The sequence below is a fragment of the Xanthomonas hortorum genome, assembly GCF_024339125.1.
GTDB lineage: Bacteria > Pseudomonadota > Gammaproteobacteria > Xanthomonadales > Xanthomonadaceae > Xanthomonas > Xanthomonas hortorum.
On record NZ_CP101417.1, the window covers coordinates 436,967 to 454,427 of the forward strand.

General features: G+C 63.2%; 12 protein-coding genes. 1 reads left to right on the forward strand and 11 read right to left on the reverse strand.

The window, feature by feature from the left end; genetic code table 11:
• Window positions 1–39: 39 nt before the first annotated feature.
• The 4 genes from NMB96_RS01760 to NMB96_RS01775 all read right to left on the reverse strand — a co-directional run bounded on the left by NMB96_RS01760 (window position 40) and on the right by NMB96_RS01775 (window position 4,736).
• Window positions 40–2,199 carry a carboxy terminal-processing peptidase gene (locus tag NMB96_RS01760; protein ID WP_255086916.1) on the reverse strand — a complete coding sequence of 720 codons (2,160 nt, stop codon included), beginning with the start codon at window positions 2,197–2,199 and terminating at the stop codon, window positions 40–42.
• Between the two features lie 543 nt (window positions 2,200–2,742).
• A complete protein-coding gene (gene lipA, locus NMB96_RS01765) occupies window positions 2,743–3,756 on the reverse strand; it encodes a lipoyl synthase (protein WP_255086062.1) in 1,014 nt (337 codons plus the stop codon).
• Between the two features lie 15 nt (window positions 3,757–3,771).
• Window positions 3,772–4,470 (reverse strand): lipoyl(octanoyl) transferase LipB, encoded by a 699-nt coding sequence (gene lipB / locus NMB96_RS01770; RefSeq protein ID WP_255086064.1) that lies wholly within the window; start codon window positions 4,468–4,470, stop codon window positions 3,772–3,774.
• Window positions 4,458–4,736: a YbeD family protein gene (locus NMB96_RS01775; RefSeq protein WP_255086067.1), complete on the reverse strand. Its 279-nt coding sequence runs from the start codon at window positions 4,734–4,736 to the stop codon at window positions 4,458–4,460. The genes lipB and NMB96_RS01775 overlap by 13 nt, the downstream gene beginning before the upstream one ends.
• Before the next feature lie 273 nt (window positions 4,737–5,009).
• Between NMB96_RS01775 and NMB96_RS01780 the strand changes: the two genes are divergently transcribed.
• Entirely contained in the window at window positions 5,010–6,071 is a 1,062-nt protein-coding gene (locus NMB96_RS01780) for a lipid A deacylase LpxR family protein (RefSeq protein ID WP_074058294.1), read from the forward strand.
• Window positions 6,072–6,215: 144 nt separating this feature from the next.
• Here the strand turns inward: NMB96_RS01780 and NMB96_RS01785 are convergent, their stop codons facing one another.
• From NMB96_RS01785 to NMB96_RS01815, 7 genes are all read right to left on the reverse strand, one after another.
• Window positions 6,216–7,421 (reverse strand): D-alanyl-D-alanine carboxypeptidase family protein, encoded by a 1,206-nt coding sequence (locus NMB96_RS01785; protein ID WP_074058295.1) that lies wholly within the window; start codon window positions 7,419–7,421, stop codon window positions 6,216–6,218.
• 286 nt (window positions 7,422–7,707) lie between these two features.
• Complete coding sequence (locus tag NMB96_RS01790) at window positions 7,708–9,108, reverse strand: septal ring lytic transglycosylase RlpA family protein (RefSeq protein ID WP_229009640.1); 1,401 nt, start codon at window positions 9,106–9,108, stop codon at window positions 7,708–7,710.
• The gene (mltB, locus tag NMB96_RS01795) at window positions 9,105–10,244 is read right to left on the reverse strand and encodes a lytic murein transglycosylase B (protein ID WP_255086068.1); all 1,140 of its coding nucleotides are present in this window, start codon (window positions 10,242–10,244) and stop codon (window positions 9,105–9,107) included. Before mltB ends, NMB96_RS01790 begins: the two co-directional genes overlap by 4 nt.
• A gap of 289 nt (window positions 10,245–10,533) precedes the next feature.
• Entirely contained in the window at window positions 10,534–11,940 is a 1,407-nt protein-coding gene (locus NMB96_RS01800) for a glycoside hydrolase family 28 protein (protein WP_183086647.1), read from the reverse strand.
• Window positions 11,941–12,327: 387 nt separating this feature from the next.
• Window positions 12,328–15,846, reverse strand: coding sequence for a zeta toxin family protein (locus NMB96_RS01805; protein ID WP_255086069.1), 3,519 nt, complete (start codon window positions 15,844–15,846; stop codon window positions 12,328–12,330).
• A 94-nt stretch (window positions 15,847–15,940) separates the two neighbouring features.
• A complete protein-coding gene (locus NMB96_RS01810) occupies window positions 15,941–16,921 on the reverse strand; it encodes an IS5 family transposase (protein ID WP_183086593.1) in 981 nt (326 codons plus the stop codon).
• A gap of 52 nt (window positions 16,922–16,973) precedes the next feature.
• Entirely contained in the window at window positions 16,974–17,303 is a 330-nt protein-coding gene (locus NMB96_RS01815) for a zeta toxin family protein (protein WP_255086070.1), read from the reverse strand.
• Window positions 17,304–17,461 lie beyond the last annotated feature (158 nt).

Consider the following 17,461-nt stretch of genomic DNA (forward strand, 5'->3'; position numbering starts at 1 on the left):
GCGGTGGCTTTTTTTCGCACTACAAACAACCCACCAAGATCAATCAGCCCAACGTCCCGGCGCAGTCGACTGCGGCAACACCTGCGCCGATAACGGCTGGTCCTGCGACAGCAGACCCAGCGCATCGGCAATGATCGCGGCCGATTCGTGCAACAGCGGATCCGGGCGCTTTTCTGCGGCCTTTTCGCGTGCGGTGTCCTTGACGATGTCGCGCTCGTTGCCGGTCAGCCCGTCGTCGCTGTCTTCGGCAAGCGGATCCAGCGGCAGGCCCAGCTGCTTGCGCACCTGCTGACGATCCTTGCGCTGCTGATCCTGCTTCTGACGCTCGGCAACGCGCTCGGCTTCGTTCAACGAGATGAACTTCTTGGCCTTCTCATCGCGGAACTGCTTGACGTCTTCTTCCCACCACTGGAACTCCTTGTCGGTGGCGATGCGCGCGGTGTGCAGGCCCTGCAACTTGGGAATCAGTGGCGCAAAGTTGCCGTACTGGGTGTGCGGAGAGGCGGCGATACGCGTCCATGGCAATGCATTGTCGTAGGTACTTTCACCGAACTCGGTAGCATCCACGCTGGCTGGGAATGCGATGTCGGGCACCACGCCCTTGTGCTGGGTGCTGGAACCACTGACGCGGAAGAACTGGGCAATCGTCAGCTTGACCTGCCCATAGCGCTGACCTTCGGCAGCCGGCCAACGATCAAGATCAACGATGTTCTGCACGGTGCCCTTGCCGAAGCTGGTTTCGCCGATCACCAACCCGCGGCCGTAGTCCTGGATGGCGCCCGCAAAGATCTCCGATGCCGACGCCGAACCGCGATTGATCAACACGCCCAGCGGGCCATCCCATGCCACCTTGGGATCGCTGTCGCCGTTGACGGTGACGCGGCCGCCGGATTCGCGCACCTGCACCACCGGGCCTTGCTGGATGAACAAGCCGGTGAGCTCGATGGCTTCGTCCAGCGAACCGCCGCCGTTGTTGCGCAGGTCCAGCACCACGCCGTCGACCTTGTCGGTCTTGAAGCCGGCCAGCAGCTTGGCCACATCGCGCGTTGCCGAGGCATAGTCAGCCGCATTACGACGACGGCCTTCGAAATCCTGATAGAAGCCCGGCAACTTGATGATGCCGATACGCCGTTCCGGCTCGCTGCCCTTGGCCGGCAACGTGATGGTCTCGCCCTTGGCGGCCTGCTCGGCCAGACGCACCTTCTGCCGGGTCAGCGTCACGGTGCGGTGCTTGCCGTCGATGCCCGACTCGGCCGGGATGTACTCCAGGCGCACCTGGGTGTCCTTGCTGCCGCGGATCTTGGCGACCACATCGTCGATGCGCCAGCCGATCACATCCTCGATCGCGCCATTCTTGGCCTGGCCCACGCCAACGATACGATCGCCCGGCTTGAGCGTGCCATCCACTGCCGCCGGACCACCCGGGATCACCTCGCGGATCACCACCATGTCGTCCTGCTTCTGCAGCTGCGCGCCGATGCCTTCCAGCGACAGCGACATCTGCTGATTGAAGGTCTCGGCGGTGCGCGGGGTGAAGTAATCGGTGTGCGGATCGACCGCATTGGTGTAGGCGTTGACGAAGAACTGGAACACGTCCTCGCCCTTCAACTGCTTGACCGAATCGGCCAGCGAGACATAACGCTTGTCCAGCGTCTTGCGAATGTCGTCAGGCTTCTTGCCGGCCAGCTTGAGGCGCAGCCAATCGTTCATCACCGACTGCCGCCACAGCACGTCCAGCTGCTTGTCGTCTGCCGCCCATGGCACGTCCTTGCGGTCGTACTCGAACTTGTCGGTGCCGGAGAAGTCGAAGTCCTGCTTGAGCAAATCGCGCGCGTACTTGACGCGCTGATCCACGCGCTTCTTGTAGACCGAAAACACCTGGAACGCCGGCTCCAGATTGCCGCCACGCAGCGCATCGCCAACGCCCGTCTGCAACGGCGCAAAGCTATCGATGTCGGCCTGGGTGAAGAACTGTTTGCTGCCGTCCAGCGTTTCCAGATAGCGCTTGAAGACGTCCTTGGACATCGCCTCGTCCAGCGTGCGCGGACGGTAGGCATAGCGGCTGTCGGAGAGCAAACCGTAGACCAGCTTGGTCGCGGTGGCCTGGTCGGGCGTGGCTGCCGCCGGCAACGCCGTATCGGCGCGTGCGAGCAAGGCCATCGGAGTAGTCAACACCAGCGCCAGCAGGCCGGCCTTCATGGACGTAGAAACGTTGTAGGTCATCGAATGGCTCTCGGCACGGGGCCGATGAAAGGAAGGCGGTGAACGGATCAGACAGCATGACAGTGCCGAAAGTTGCTGGCGTTGTCATCCGCTGCTGAATCAGCCTAGCGCCGGGCCTGTAGCGGATTGTGAACGCGGCCGTACCCTGCAGCCGACTGCGCACGGCCCGGATACGACACGGCCCCGCGCTGAGCGCAGGGCCGTGTGGCTTGCTCGACTGCCAGTGCTGACCTCAGGCCGCAACGCCAGCGCCGGCTGCCTGCCGGTCGGCGTGAGTTGTAGGTCATCGAATGGCTCTCGGCACGGGGCCGATGAAAGGAAGGCGGTGAACGGATCAGACAGCATGACAGTGCCGAAAGTTGCTGGCGTTGTCATCCGCTGCTGAATCAGCCTAGCGCCGGGCCTGTAGCGGATTGTGAACGCGACCGTACCCTGCAGCTGACTGCGCACGGCCCGGATACGACACGGCCCCGCGCTGAGCGCAGGGCCGTGTGGCTTGCTCGACTGCCAGTGCTGACCTCAGGCCGCGACGCCAGCGCCGGCTGCCTGCCGGTCGGCATGATACGACGAGCGCACCATCGGCCCGGAGGCGACATGACTGAAGCCCAGCGCGTTGCCGTACTCCTCCAGCGCCTTGTACTCCTCCGGCGTCCAGTAACGCATCACCGGGTGATGGTGCGGGGTCGGCTGCAGATACTGACCAATGGTGATCATGTCCACATCATGCGCACGCAGGTCGCGCAAGGTGGCCTGCACCTGCTCCAGGGTCTCGCCCAGGCCGAGCATGATGCCGGACTTGGTGGCGATGGTCGGGTGCTGCGCCTTGAAGCGCTGCAGCAGGGTCAGCGACCACTGGTAATCCGCACCGGGACGCACATTGGCATACAGATCCGGCACGGTTTCGATGTTGTGGTTGAATACGTCCGGCGGGCTCAGCGCCAGGATCTCCAGCGCGCGGTCCATGCGGCCCTTGCCACGGAAATCCGGGGTCAGGATCTCGATGCGGGTCTTGGGCGAACTGACCCGGATGGCCGAAATGCAGTCGACGAAGTGCTGGGCACCGCCGTCGCGCAGATCGTCGCGATCCACGCTGGTCACCACCACGTACTTCAGGCCCATATCGGCCACGGTGGTCGCCAGGCTGGCCGGCTCGCTGGCATCCGGCGGCTTGGGCCGGCCGTGCGCCACATCGCAGAACGAGCAGCGCCGCGTGCACACCTCGCCCAGGATCATGAAGGTCGCGGTGCCGTGGCTGAAGCACTCGTGGATGTTCGGGCAACTGGCTTCTTCGCAGACCGTGACCAGGCGGTTTTCGCGCAGCTTGGCCTTGAGGTTCTGCACCGCGTTGCCGGACGGAATCCGCACGCGGATCCAAGACGGCTTGCGCAGCACCGGCGCATCGACGAACTGCACCGGCGAGCGGTTGATCTTGTCGCCACCGATCTGCTTGACGCCGGTCTGCAGCGGCGAAGGCGCGGCGGTGTCGCCGGAGACGACCTGCAAGGGGATGGAACGGGCGATAGGCTGGGTCATGGCAGTAACGGGCGCTCAGGCCGGAAGCGAAAGGTCGGGCAATGCGGAAACAGGCTGCAACACGAGACCGAACTGGCGCGCCAGCTGATCGAGCAGCACCGCCTTGACGGCGTCCATCCCGGAAGGGCCGCCCAAGTCTAGCACCGAGGTCACTTGCAGGCCCTGGTAGCCACACGGGTTGATGCGGTGGAACGGCTCCAGATCCATCGCCACGTTGAACGACAGACCGTGGAAGGTGCAGCCGCGCCGCACCCGGATCCCGAGCGCGGCGATCTTCGCCCCGCCCACGTACACGCCGGGCGCGCCCTCGCGGCGCTCGGCGACGATGTTCCATTCGTCCAGGGTGTCGATCAGCGCCTGCTCGATCTTGCACACGTAATCGCGCACGCCGATCTTGAGCCGGCGCAGGTCCAGCAGCGGATAGACCACCAACTGGCCGGGGCCGTGATAGGTGACCTGGCCACCGCGATCGACCTGCAACACCGGGATGTCGCCAGCTGCCAACACGTGCTCGGGCTTGCCGGCCTGGCCCAGCGTAAACACCGGCGCATGCTCGACCACCCACACCTCGTCGGCAGTGTGCTCATTGCGCGCATCGGTGAAACGCTGCATCGCATGCCATACCGGCGCGTAGTCCTGGCGGCCAAGATCGCGCAGCTGTGCCGGCAGGATCGGAACCGATGCCAGCACAGGCTCGGCCGCTACAGCGTCCACTTCACTTCCGGGTGGTCGCGCAGCGCTTGATGGGCGGCATCGAACTGCGCCCGGTCCTCTGCGCAAAAGCCGATCCGGATGGACACGTATTTGCCGGTGGACGAGTGCTTCCAGCTGATGCTTTCTTCCAGCAACTCGACGCCAGTCGCGGCGAGCAGACGCGGAAGTTCGGTTTCCAGCCCGCGTTCGGCCGCGCCCATGGCGGTGAGCTCGAAGGTGCCGGGAAACTGGAAGCCGTGATCGGGGTTGTCGGAGCTGATTTCCATCCGCCCATTATCGGGCCGCTGGCGGGCAAACCCAAGCCTTCAGCTGTCGAACTGATGAGCTTGTTGCTGCCAACAGCCGGGTGAGCAGTTCCAATGGTTTAGCAAAACACTGCCATTACAGTCCCGGACCAAACACATCTACTTGCTGGTGATAGTTCTCTACAGGACAGCACAGGCAGAGAATGCTCCAGCTCCCGGCACATTCACGCGGCGCAGCAGCGGCCGCAGGCACCTTTGCCGAACACCGTCCTTTCCTACCTTTCCAGGCCCTCCATGCTTCGACCGCGCGCGTTGTCTGCTGCCCTGCTGCTTTCTCTTACCGGGCTGTCGATGCCGGCCCTGGCGGCGGATCAATGCGATTCCAGCAGGCTGGGACGGACCCCGCCGGCGGTGAATTTCCGGGTCGACAACGATTTGTTCGGCGGGGAGGATCAGGACCAGGGCTATTCCAATGGCGCGGTGCTGACGCTGGTGTCGCCCAACCTGGTCGACTACACCGACGACCCCTGCCTGCCGCGCACCGCGCGCTGGGTCAACGGTTATCTGGAACGTCTGCATCCGGGCGAGTTCGACCAGCAGAACATGGTGTTCTCGATTGGCCAGGGAATCTTCACGCCGACCGATTCCACCCGGCGCGATGTGATCCCCGACGATCGCCCGTATGCGGGCATCCTGCTGGCGAGCTTCGGCTACAACGCGCGCAACGATGCGCACCTGCGCACGACCCAGTTGCAGATCGGCGTGGTCGGCCCGTGGGCGTTTGCGCAGGAAGCGCAGGATGCGATCCACGATGCGCTGGGCGATGAGAAATTCCAGGGCTGGGACAACCAGCTGCACAACGAGCCGCTGATCAATCTGGTGCACGAGCGCATGCGCCGCTGGCCGGGCGATGCGGCGGTCAATGCAGACGGCTTCGGTTGGGATTTCATTTCGCACTGGGGCGGCGCGGTGGGCAACATGGCCACGCACTTGAATGCCGGCGGCGAAGCGCGCTTTGGCTGGAAGCTGCCGGACGATTTCGGCAGCACACCGACCCGGCCGGCCGGCGAAAACACTGCGCCCAGTCGTTTGGGGCGTGCCAGCGGCTGGTCGGGACACCTGTTCGTGACCACCGATGCGCGCTGGGTGCTGCGCGACATCACCCTGGACGGCAACACCTTCCGCAGCAGCCACAGCGTGGACAAGCGCGCGTTCGTCGGCGACGTGGGTTACGGCCTGGCGGTGATGTACGGCCGCTGGAAATTCGCCATCGCACGCTATCACCGCACCCGCGAATTCGACACTCAGCGCGAGACGCCGGTGTATGGCAGTTTCACGATCAGCCGGATGCTTTGAGGGCTGGGATTGGGAAGTCGGGGTTGGGGATTCGCAAGAGCGGGCTGCTGGTGCTTCGCTCCTGCTCTCGCCTTTGCCAATCCCGAATCTCCAATCCCCAATCCCCGCAAAGAAAAAGCCGGCGAAAGCCGGCTTTTTCTTTGCTCACTCAGATTCCCACCACATCCAGAACGCATCCCAGAGGCGCTTGAAGAACCCACCTTCTTCGACGGCGTTGATCGCCACCAGCGGTGCCTGGGCGATGATCTTGCCGTCCAGGCTGACCTTGACGGTGCCGATCTGCTGTCCCTTCTTGATCGGGGCCTGCAGGTTCTTGGCCACTTCCATGCTGGGCTTGAGGTCGTTGTAACGACCGCGTTGCAGGCTGACCAGCAGCGGTTGGGCCACGCCCAGCTGCACTTCGTCCTGCTCACCCTTCCACACCTTCTGCTTGGTCACGACCTTGCCGGGCGCGTACAGGCTGTGGGTCTCGAAGAAGCGGAAGCCCCAGTTGAGCAGTGCCAGGCTGTCGTCGGCACGCTGGCGCTCGGACGAATCGCCCATCACCACCGCCACCAGGCGCTGATCGCCGCGCTTGGCCGAGCTCAGCAGGCAATAACCGGCTTCGGAGGTGTGGCCGGTCTTGATGCCGTCCACCGCCGGGTCGCGCCACAACAGCAGATTGCGGTTGTTCTGCTTGATGGTGCCGACCTGGAATTCCTTGATCTTGTTGTAGGCGTAGGTCTCCGGGTAATCGCGCACCATCGCGCGGCCCAGCATGGCCAGATCGTAGGCGGTGGAGTGATGGCCTTCGGCGCTCAGACCGTGCGCGTTGACGAAGTACGAATCCTTCATGCCGATCTTGGCAGCGTAGCTGTTCATCAGCGAGGCGAAGGCTTCTTCGCTACCGGCGACATGCTCGGCCAATGCGATCGCGGCGTCGTTGCCGGACTGGATCGCCATGCCCTTTTCCATATCTTCCAGCCGCGCGGTCTGGTTGACCGGGAAGCCACTGTAGCTGCCGTCGGTGCCGGCGCCGCCCTCGCGCCAGGCGCGCTCGCTCATCATGACCTGGTCGTCGCGCTTGACCTTGCCGTTCTTGATCTCGGCAGCGACCACGTAGGAGGTCATCACCTTGGTGATGCTGGCCGGCGCCAGCTGCTGGTGGATGTTTTCACCGGCCAGCACTTGCCCGGTGGCGTAATCCATCAGGATCCAGGACTTGGACACGGCCGGCGCGGGTGCAGGCGGAACCGGCACGGCGGCCGGCGCAGCAGCCACTGCGGGAGTCGGCTGCGGCGCAGGTGTCTGGGCGCAGACCAGGCCGAAGGCGAACGTGGCCACGACAGCGGCGGCGAAGCGGAATTTCATTGAAGAACGACTCCTGACGGGCCCGAAGGCTGGGTAATGCGAAATTGTAAGGTGCGATGGCGATCAAGGCGACGCGCCGCAGGGCATGCACGCTTGCAGAGTTCAGCGTTGTCGTAACCGTGCGGGCCGAGAATGCCTGCAGCAGCGCGCGTCGGGATCGAGCGAGGCAGACGACGCTGCATCCAGAGTGAGCGAGTGGGCTAGCCGATTCCGTGCGCCAGCCCTGCCGGCCGCGCCAGTCGACGACTGGACGGCTGCCTTGATCGCTGCGCTTAAGACGCAACGCTTAATTGGCGACGATTTGCGGGCGCCCGAAACCCAGCCCGGCAATGCGCTGGGCGATTTCCGAGGCATTGGCGTGGTCGCGTGCATTGACGCGCAAGCGCCACAGGGTGCGCCCGCCACTGACGATGTCGCTGACGCTGGCGCCGGCGATGCCGGCCGAGGCCAGCTGCGACAGCGCGCGATTGGCGTTTTCGCGACTGGCGAAGCTGGCGACCTGCAACAGGATGTCGCCGAGTGCGGTCTCGGCAACGCTGGGTGCCTTGGCAGGCACCGGTTCGGGCTTGGTCGCACGTAGCGGCGCGCTGCCTGCAGGCTTGACCACCGCGACCGCAACCGGTGCGGCAGGTGCAGGCGTCGATGCCGTGGCCGATGCCGGCCGCGGCGCAACCGCTGCCGGCTTGCCGGTCGCAACACGCACACCCTGCGACTTCATCCACGCATCGAAATTGTCCGGATTGCCGGGCTGGCGCGAATCGGCCACGTGATAGCGCCAACGCTCACCTGCCGCAGTGACCGGCGCGGCGGCGATCGATGTCGCCACCGGCACGGCAGCCGAACTTGCCGCCACCGCGCGCGGAGCAACCGTGCCGTTGGGCAGACGCTGCACCAGACCATCGATCTGGCTGCCCCCCGAGGCTGGCCGCGCTGCGGCAACGCCGGTAGCGACAGGTGCCATGCCATTGCGGCGCTTGGCCAGCAGATTGCCGTTATCGGCTTCGGTCAGGCCGCGCACTTCGACATTGCCGGTGCCCTTGCCGGTGATGCCCAGCTTCACCGCAGCGGCGTAGCTCAGATCGATCACGCGGCCATCGTGGAACGGACCGCGGTCGTTGACGCGCACCACCACCGAGTCGCCGGTGTCGGTATTGGTCACCAGCGCGAAGCTGGGCAGCGGCAAGGTCTTGTGGGCGGCGGTGAAGGCGTACATGTCGTAGACCTCCTTGTTGGAGGTCAGCCGGCCGTGGAATTTGCTGCCATAATACGAGGCGGTGCCGCGTTCGACATAGTCGCCGGGGTTGTCCATCACCACGTAGCGCTTGCCCAGCACTTCATACGGCGAGCGATTGCCCACCGCCGAGCGCGGCTCGTTGCTGACCAGCGGCTCGGGAATGCAGGCCACGTTGGGCACATGGTCTGGGGTGGTGTCCTTGACGCCGGGCTTGTACAGGCCGCCGGCGGTGTAGTCGCCACGCGTGGAGGGATCTTCCTTTGCTGCCGCATATGGCGAGCTCGACGGGCATCCGGTGGCGACATACGCCGGCCCCTTGCCTTCGACCTTGACGCCCTTGATCGCGCCGCTGCCTGCGCTGCCCGAACTCTTCTTCGGTGCACTGCTACAGGCCGCCAGGCCGAGCATCAGCGCCATCGGGATCAGCCACTTGGGGCCTGTCATGCTGTTCATGCCGGGGGTAACTCCTTGCCGGCGATGGCCTCGGACAGCTGGAACACGGCCATCGCGTACATCTTGGAAATGTTGTATCGGGTGATCGCGTAGAAATTCTGGAAGCCCAGCCAGTACTGCTTGCCGTTGGCATCGTCCAGGGTAATCGGCGTCGCCGTGCTGCCGGCCACGACCGGCGCATTGGGGTGGTAGCCACGCGCGGACAGATCGGACAGCGTGTACACCGGCGACCAGTCGGTGGGATTGAATTCCTCGTGGCCGGCGGCCAGCGTGGCCGGTACCGCGACCTGACCGCCGCGCACCCAGCCGCCCTTCTTGACGAAGTAATTGGCGACCGAGGCGAACACGTCGTTGTGGTCGGTGAACAGATTGCGCTTGCCGTCGCCATCGCCATCCACCGCAAACTGGCGGTAGCTGGACGGCATGAACTGGCCCATGCCCATCGCGCCGGCATAGCTGCCGATCAGCGTGGTGACATCGAGTTGCTCTTCCTTGCCGAGCGCGAACAGCTGGCCGAGTTCATCGCGGAAGAACAGCTCGCGACGCACTTCGCGTTCGAGCTTGGCCGGATCGCCGCTGCGCGGATAACGGAATGCCAGCGTGTACAGCGCATCCAGCACGCGGTACTTGCCGGCGTTGCTGCCATAGCTGGTTTCCACCCCGATGATGGCCACGATCACCTGTGCCGGCACGCCGGTGGCCGCTTCGACCTTGCTCAGTTCGGCGCGGTGCTCGGCCAGGAACTTGCGGCCGCCATCGATGCGCGCCTGGGTGATGAACATCGGCCGGTATTCGTTCCACGGCTTGACCCGTTCGGCCGGACGCGACATCGCAGTAACGATGGCGTCCTTAAATTGCGCCTGCGCCAGCACCGCTTCGATCTGGGCGGCGTCGAGGCCGTACTTGGCGGCAGTGTCGCGCACAAAATTGGCACGTGCGATCTCGAACGGCACCGGGGTCAGGTCCACCGGCGGCAATGCAGGCGCTTCGGCGGCGGCGCTGACGGGCGCGACAGGGGCGCTCGGCGGCTTGGCCGGGGGCGCGCTAGCGGCCGGCGGCGGGGTCGGAGGACTGGGCTGGGTCGCGCAGGCGACAAGGCCGAGGGTGAGCAGGCAGGTCAGGGTGCGTCGAATCATCGGCCGAGAGTAACAGAGACCAGATGAACTTCTGGCAATAAGACCATGAAACGAAAGAGCTTTAGCCGAAGTCAAGGCATGCCGCAGCATTAGCACAAGCTCGCAGGACGCTCAGCTGCAGGGCGCAGCACAAAAAAAACCTCCATGCAGGCCCGGATGTGTCCGCTGCGATGGCATCGGGGATTCCCCCAGTCCCCACGATGCAGCACCTCTCGGCGCTGCATCGTTTTTTGCGAACAACATTTGAAAAAAATCAGGCGCAGCCGAAACGCCGGCCACGCCCGATCGATCACAGTGCCGGGAAACGCGGTGCCGTCGAGCAGGTCGGGATCGCGCCACTCAGTTGCACGGGGGCGGTAGTGACGCCGGCGCCCAACTTTTCGGCGGTCAGGTCGCTGTTGACCAGCCCGATCTGCGCATTGCTGGCAGTGACGGCAGTGTTGCCTGTCGCAAGATTGGCCAGCACCAGATCCAGCGGCGTCTGCGCATCGAAGCCTTTCAGGATCCAGCCCTTGCCCTTGAGGCCGACATCGCCCGTGGTACGCAAGCCGTTGACCACGATCTCCTTAAAGCTGGGCTTGGTCCCGCTACCACCGGTCGAATAGAACGGGTTGATCACCAGCGGGCTGGTCACCCCGAACAGGCAGATGTTGCGATAGGTGATCAGGCTGACCGGGCCGCCCTTGACGATGCTGGTCTTGATGCGCAGCCCGTTGTTGTCGGTACTGCGGTTGCCGGCATCGTCGGTGGAGGTGATGGCGTTGTTTTCGATCAGCACATTGTTGACCCCGGACATCACTTCGCTGCCGATCGAGATGCCGTGGGTGCCGTAACAGCGGTTGTCGCGCACGCTGATGTTGCCGGACTTGGAGGCAATGGTCTTGATCGCCACGCAGTCGTCGCCGCCCATCACATCGTTATCGACCAGGCTGGCGTTGACCACGCTGTCCAGGTCCAGACCATCGGTGTTGGGGCTGGTGGCCGGCGACTTCACCCGCACGCCCCAGATGGTCAGGCCATCGACGATATGCGCGAAGAAATGGAAGTACGCCGCATTGATCAGATTGACGTTGTAGAGGGTGAAGGTGTTGGAGTTCTGCACCTTGATCAGGTCCGGGCTGTTCTGCACCTGGCCTGCGTTCTTGGCGTTTTCGCCGAATTCCCACCATGTGGTGCTCTTGCCGAGCATGGGCAGATCGCCGCGGCCGTCGATGGTGCCCTGGCGCCCGCCGGTACGCACACCCATCACGCCCGACTTGAGGCCCTTGACGCTGATCAACGGCAGACACCCACCGCTCTTGGCACCGGCAGTGCCGCAGCCGCTGCCGTAGTCGGCCGGATTGCGCGAGCCGTACAGGGTGACGCCCTGATCGATGACCAAGGTGACGCCGGTGGGAATCGACAGCGGCCCGCTGAGAAACGCAGTGCCGGTGCCGGCCTTGAGCAGCACGCTGCCGTTTTTGCCGGTACAGGCGGTCAGTGCGGCCTGGATGGTTTTGGTATCCGGCGGCGCACTTTCCGATGCAGCGTCGAACAGGCGCCCACTCGGCGTGTGGCTGGCACTCACCGGCTGGCAGGTGGCAGGAATCGCCGGCTCGGAGACAGCGCGCGTATCGCCGGTTGCAAGGTTGATGGCACCGGCTTGTGCGGCGAGCGTAAGACAGACACCGCCGATGGCGGCGGTTAGCAATTTCATGAAGAAGATCACCTGAGAGAGGAATGGCGCGTGCCTGCTGAAGCAACGCGACCCGGCCGCGGCAAACTCAGCGGCGTGACGGACTCTACGGAGCAATCACCGCACATGCGCAAGGCAAGCGAACCCGGAACCGCGCGAACGAAGCGGCACCGCGACGGTGTTTCGGCATTGCAACGCAGCGCGCAGAACGGTGCGCGATTTGCGAAGCGTCAGCTGCGTGACATGCGCGTGTCGCATGCGGCGCACTGCCCCTCACTCCTCCCCTTGCATGCATAGAGGCACGCCCGGCCTGACAGCGACTGCGCAAACGCGCTCGACCTCCCGCATTCGACTTGTTACCGCGTCAACGTATTGAAATGAAAAATATTATCGCCTGGCTCGCGAGTATTAGCCCCCATCACCGCCGCCACCATCACCACTGGACGCGTCCGACATGGCCTGCTGCTGAGAGCGCGCAGCAAGCGTCATCACTGGGCCCGTTGGGTTCTTGTCGATCTCTTCGCGCTCCCGCTGGAACTGCACCATCTGCTGTACCCGTTGCTGATCCAATGCCTCCGTCTTCTGCAAGGTTTCAGTCATGCCAGGCGATGGCGTGTCGAGCGCGACTTCCGAGTGGAAGCCCGGCGTTTTGCCAAAGATAAAAGCGACATCATCGTGGATGGTCACTTTACGCAACTCATCCGCGCGCTCGACCCCTGATTCTTTGACGGCATGCAGCACTTCGGCCGTTTTCTCATCGGATGTGCCCTTCGGAAGTTGCGCCTGGATGGCGGAGAACAACGTGTAGTCGCGATGATCGGACGGAAACGCCTGCTGGGCGATGTCTTGGGATGGCCTGATTGGCTCGACCCGACCCTCCTCTCGTTGACCTGCGTTTGAACGCCCGCCAGCCCCACCAAAGCCGGGCGATGACGCATAGGGCGATGACGTGCGCTCAGGCAAAACGATCTGTGCCGGCGCTTCGCTCTGTGTTGGGATTGCCGGCGACGACGCCTGCATCGCCTCTTGCTGTTCTGCATGCAATGGAACAGCCGATGGCGCATCGTTCTGTGGCGTGACTACTCGGGCTTGCTGCTCACCGCCCTGCTCCACCGCCGCATTCGCCGATCTCGACTCTGTGGGTTTCAAAGCTTCTCGGCGCGCGTGTTGTGCCTGGGACAACGCCGCATCCAGGTCTGGGCCGGCAATGCCCGTTGCCGGCAAACCTTGTTCCTGCTGGAACTGCCTTACCGCGTGTTCGGTCTCTGGACCGTAGTGCCCGTCCTGCGGCACGGCCTGGCCGTTCGGACCCCGGGCATCTAATTGCTGCAATCGATACTGCAAGAACTCGACCTCTTGACCTCGGTCGCCGAGGCGCAGCCCTTCCACTTCATGGGATGCCGGCGACACTGGCGCAGCGGCCTGAGTAGACGCTTGATCGGGAGAGGTCGAAGCGAATGATGCCGATCCAACGCTTGGCGCAGCCGCGCTTGCCGAGGTTGGGTCTACTGCCTCTGACTTTTGCTGGGCTGTCTCGGCTATCGAGGGTGCGGCAACCTCAGGTGTTCGGGTTTCTTGTGGTTCGCGTTGCGGGACAGGTTCGGACTTCGGCTCAGCAGGCTTGGCGACCGGGCGCACGTCTTCTGGCAGAGGCGCGTTGACGGGTGCAGGCATCACGACCGGGGCCGGCGTTGCCGTCTCCGCAACGGCAGGCGCGTCGGGTGTGCGTGCAACATCTCGATCCCGCTGCGCATCAATGGCTGCCTGAGGCGCTTGGGTTTCATCCATACGCGGAGCGGTGACCGTCGTTGCCGCAAAGCTTGCGACTTGCTGCGCTTCTTGTGTGGAAACGCCCTGCCGATTGGCCTCCCGCAACGCTTGCTCGTAGGCATCGCGCTCTTGGGGCGATTGCGCGTCAATACGTTGCTCCGGCGCACCGGCCGAAGGGAATTGTTCTTGCCGGAGTAACTGCACCTCGCCAAGTGCCTGATGGATCTCATCAGTGCTGGTGGTCGCCGCAACGCGCACTGCACTATCGGCGTCCCGCCTCAGATGCTGGATGGGGCTGTCCACCGAGTATTGCCCAGTCGCATCACGCTCCAATGCCAAAGAGCTGGTGGCTGCATCGATCCCGTTTGCCTCACGGGTCTTTTGCACCGCAAGCTGGATCGCGCCTGCGGTCTGGGCATTGGGCGCAACGCCATAGGCGGCATAGGTCGCTTCGGTATTGGCCTGGTCTTGCTGCTGTGGCGTTGGCGTTTGCCTTGCCGGCATCTGTGCCAACGCCTGCGCGTGCTGTTCTAAGGCTGGCTGCAGGCGTTCACGCGTTGCGTTGAGTTCTAACGGGACATTGCCTTCGGCAGCAACGCCGTCATGGCGCCACTGACCTTGCGTATCGCGCTGATACTGCTTGCCGTCCGAGGCTTGCAACGAGTCCGGGTTCAAGGCTGTTTGCACGGTCGCTGGCACGGGGCCGAAGTCCTCCCAGCCATTGCGCTGGTGGGCAGCCTGATAAGTCGCTGCAATTGCAGCCGGACCTCGGGCGATGTTGGCGTCAACCACCTGGGCTGCTTGCTGGTCCAACGCGGCACTGCGCTCGGGGCTTGCTGGATCAACCGTCCAGACGGGCCGATCGTTCCGATCGACGTCGTCGGCGACCATCCGTGACCACTGGCCACTCGCCGGATCGTGTCGCCAATCACGTGCGTAGAGATGCGCAGCATCTGCCTCACTGGATGGCTGCACATAAGGATTACTGGGTTGCACCTTGCCCAGCGCCTGCTCGGTCGCTTCGCTACTGGCGTGATAGTTCAGCTCGCGCGCCTTTTCGGGCAGCGCGAACATGGCCTGCTTCTGCGGCGCATCGACGCCATCGTTCGGCAGATCGGCCTTTTCTTGGCGCAGCCACTGATTGCCATTGAACTCCCAGCTCACGCCCTGCTTGTCGGTTTGCGTATAGATCTGGCGGTTGTCCCAGAGCGTCACGGCCTTGTCGGCAGCAGCACTGAACAGATAACCATCGGCCACCACAAGCGCGACAGGCCCGGCGCCGGTTGTGCCAACCATAGCAGCGGCGGCGGCGCCTCCCGCCCAGCCGCCCACGCCTCGGGCACCAAAGTGCAGCGCTTCTGAGCGCGCAGCGGTGAGGTTGTCCTGTGCCAACAGCGTGCCAACACGTTCTCCGGTTTGCGACGCATCGTAGGCGGTCGCGGCAACGCCTAAGCCAGCAAGCCCCGCCGCCATCCCGGCGCGACGCAAGCCTGGGATTTCAGGTTCCGGCGCAGGCACGCGTGCAGGTGGAGCCCCTGGTCGCACAAGTTCATCGATGGTGGCAATGCCTTCCAGTCGGCTGTTCACGCCGTCACTGACGTGCAGCTCGGCGTGCTCAGCGAGCAATTTCGCTTGGAGAGCAGGATCGGATCTGGGGACTTCTTGCACGTGTTCCGGCAGATCACGGTGCCAATCGAATTGTTTTTGCCAAGCCTCTCGAAGATGCTCTGTGAAAGCCGGATCTTTAAGCCGCGCGTTGCGCGCTTCTTCCATCGCTTGGCCAGGCATGCGTGCATCGGTGCGGCTGTCGTAAAGCTCGATGCCCTCACGATTGAAGATGCGGATGGGCACGTTGTTGACTGCATGGATCGTGTCTAAACTACCCGGAATTCTGCTATAGATTGCATCACGCGCGCCCTCAGGCACATAACGACCATAGCCCTCCCTGTCGATATTCGCCGTAAATCGGCTGTCGACACCATGCTCGCTTTCTAGCTTAGGTGACGCAACGGCGCGGACCTCAACTTCATAACCATTGTCTTGAAGACCTTTAATGAGCGTCTTCGATGCCCATTCCCCATTTGCCAAGGTTGTATCGAAGATTATATTTTTCTTTGAAGAGGTAGCTTCCGCTAGGGATGGTCTGATCAACGGCATCGGAGGATGAGCCTAACCACATCGACCAGGCTGACGGCGCTCAGATCCTCGATTTTTTTGCCGTTTCCGGCGCGTTTGCAGGGTGTTGCCCGGGTTACAGGCGCACGTTCCCCATCGTCGGCAGTAACTGCTTTCGCTTCATCCACAGGTTCGATAGCGCAAACAAGGTCAGCACCTGCGCGGTGTTCTTGGCCAGGCCGCGATAGCGGACCTTGGTGTAGCCGAACTGGCGCTTGATCACCCGGAATGGATGCTCCACCTTCGCGCGCACGCTGGCCTTGAAGTGTTCCCAACGTCTTTCCCGAGCACGCTCGCGTTTGTTGCCGAGGGCTTGCATCGTCGAGGGCCTGGCGGCGATGAAGAATGCAGCCTTGCAGGCCTGCAGTTCTTCGCGTTTGTCCGCACCGGTGTAGCCGCTATCGCCGAACACGCTGTCTTCTTTGCCATGCAGCAACGTGTGCATCACCGTGACATCGGCGACGTTGGCGGCTGTGCAATGGACGTGGTGCACCAACCCGGAAAATTCATCCACGCCGATGTGCGCCTTCATCCCGAAATACCACTGATTGCCCTTCTTGGTCTGATGCATCTCAGGGTCGCGCGCGTTGTCGGCATTCTTGGTCGAACTGGGCGCCGCGATCAGCGTCGCATCGACGATCGTGCCCGACCGCAGGCTCTGGCCCTTGCGCGCCAGATGCGCGTTGACCGCTTCCAGCATCCGCGCGGCAAGGCCATGGGTCTCCAGCAGGCGCCGAAAGTTGAGAATCGTGGTCTCGTCCGGAACGTTGTCCAAGCCACCGAGCTGGGCAAACCGCCGCAAGGTCGGGATCTCGTGCAGTGCTTCTTCCATCGCCGGATCGCTCAGCGCATACCACTGCTGCAGCAGATGAATCCGCAACATCGTCGCCAGTGCGTACGGCTGCCGACCTGGCCGGCCCGATACCGGATAGTGCGGCGCGATCAGACCGAGCAGTTGCTGCCACGGAACCACCTGCTCCATCTCGGCCAGAAAGATCTCCCGCCGGGTCTGCTTGCGCTTGCCCAGGCCCTCAGCGTCACCGAACGTCAGTTGCATGGATCACTCCTCAACATGAGGCGGGTAGTGTCGCGTATCTGTGGTGCGTTGTTCAGAGGTTCCCTAACAGTTCATCGGCCCATTGACTTGCGTCGGAATGAGTCCGACTTGACCAAGAGAACGGATTTTCATGCCGAAACTCATCTATCCTTGGATGATATCTGCGAAGCTCGTCAGGATCGATCTTTATGGAATCACCATGCAAATCGCTGCTTGCCGCTCGCGCTAAACTGCCTTTACCAGCTCCAGGCTGGCCCGCCAGAATGATTGCCCTAGGACTTTCATAACTTGAGAGTCCCTCAAAATTCAGGTCAGCTAGAATTTGCTTCCTGAAAATATCTTCGTGCTGTCCCAGATCAAGCGGGTCTTGAATTCCGGTCATGACTGCCGATTTCCGCGTGCTTCAAAGTAGGCAAACATGTTGCTGCCTTTCCAGTTGTGACTGAACCCCGCAGGCCCAAGCTGCCTACGCTTTTTCTCGGCCGCCTCCAATTTTACCGGGTCACCGTCCTCTTCAGCTTCCCTAAGCTCCCTGTTGAC

Bases quoted from the DNA above. Each gene is read 5' to 3' on its own strand.
- NMB96_RS01810 (WP_183086593.1), bottom strand. From the start codon at position 16,921: ATGCAACTGACGTTCGGTGACGCTGAGGGCCTGGGCAAGCGCAAGCAG.
- NMB96_RS01775 (WP_255086067.1), bottom strand. From the start codon at position 4,736: ATGGAAATCAGCTCCGACAACCCCGATCACGGCTTCCAGTTTCCCGGC.
- NMB96_RS01760 (WP_255086916.1), bottom strand. From the start codon at position 2,199: ATGAAGGCCGGCCTGCTGGCGCTGGTGTTGACTACTCCGATGGCCTTG.
- lipA (WP_255086062.1), bottom strand. From the start codon at position 3,756: ATGACCCAGCCTATCGCCCGTTCCATCCCCTTGCAGGTCGTCTCCGGC.
- NMB96_RS01780 (WP_074058294.1), top strand. From the start codon at position 5,010: ATGCTTCGACCGCGCGCGTTGTCTGCTGCCCTGCTGCTTTCTCTTACC.
- NMB96_RS01800 (WP_183086647.1), bottom strand. From the start codon at position 11,940: ATGAAATTGCTAACCGCCGCCATCGGCGGTGTCTGTCTTACGCTCGCC.
- NMB96_RS01785 (WP_074058295.1), bottom strand. From the start codon at position 7,421: ATGAAATTCCGCTTCGCCGCCGCTGTCGTGGCCACGTTCGCCTTCGGC.
- mltB (WP_255086068.1), bottom strand. From the start codon at position 10,244: ATGATTCGACGCACCCTGACCTGCCTGCTCACCCTCGGCCTTGTCGCC.
- NMB96_RS01815 (WP_255086070.1), bottom strand. From the start codon at position 17,303: ATGACCGGAATTCAAGACCCGCTTGATCTGGGACAGCACGAAGATATT.
- NMB96_RS01790 (WP_229009640.1), bottom strand. From the start codon at position 9,108: ATGAACAGCATGACAGGCCCCAAGTGGCTGATCCCGATGGCGCTGATG.
- NMB96_RS01805 (WP_255086069.1), bottom strand. From the start codon at position 15,846: ATGCCGTTGATCAGACCATCCCTAGCGGAAGCTACCTCTTCAAAGAAA.